Below are 946 nucleotides of genomic sequence, written 5' to 3'. Positions count from 1 at the left end.
AGTAGCGTGATGCGATCATAGTGAAATTGGTCATCCAACCAGGACATCACCTGCAGATAGTCATCTGCCCGCTGTTGCGGAGAATCATGCTCATAATACGATGCCGGACACTCCGGACTGTCACCCGAACCGTTCCAGGAAACCGACCGGGTAAGGCCATATTTCTCCACCGTAAGAACATCCGCATCACCGATCACAGTTGCAAAGCGATCATTAATCACCTTGCTATGGGCCACACTATTGCAGTCTGAGCCCTGCATCAGCACCAGCAGATGTCGGCATCCTTTCTTGTCCAGATAGAAAGTGATTGCAGAGCCATCCGGCCGCTTTAAAGACACCCCCTCTTCTGCATACCCGTACTGACTGACAAGCAGAATCAAATAAATTCCAATCACGATTTTTCTATACATGAGTTATTTCCTGGAGGAGCCCTGGAGTCAGGCCATATTGTTTTATTCAAGACACTTGAAAAGAACAGACCCCGGTTTCTGCTACCGGTTCCGTGCATAGAAACCGTTACTGAATTTCCAGTCTTGCCTTGGTCAAATCAATTGCGCTGCCACCAACAGCCCCCAAAACAGGCCAGGCCCTTTGTTTAGGAGAAGGTGTCCACTAAAACGGGGGAACTACAATCACTACACTGAAATAGCCAATATCCTACACGGAGTTCAAAGGAACCTTCCTTTGAACTCCGTTCCTGCTATCTCCATCCCCGGTACTAGAATATCGATTGAAATCAGTGTGTTGAAATTTTGCCCCCCCCCCGAGTTATGCGGAACGTTCCGCTGAAAACGGCCGACCAGCCAGGTTCATTGCGCGAACATCCACGATCACACAGCCACTGATGTACAATCACGCCCACATTCTCCAGAGCCCAATTCCATGCGCACCTTCGTCCTCCGTGCCCGCGCGGCCTCCACCAACAGCCAGACACTGCTTGCCAATG

Annotated in this window: 1 pseudogene; it reads right to left on the bottom strand. The window is 50.3% G+C overall.

The annotated features are described in order from the left end of the window. Window positions 1-410 (bottom strand): annotated as a pseudogene (locus tag A3730_RS04965) (hypothetical protein); the annotation flags it as partial. Window positions 411-946 lie beyond the last annotated feature (536 nt).

Source organism: Alcanivorax sp. HI0044, from assembly GCF_001634945.1.
This window is presented reverse-complemented; position numbering and strand designations above follow the sequence as displayed.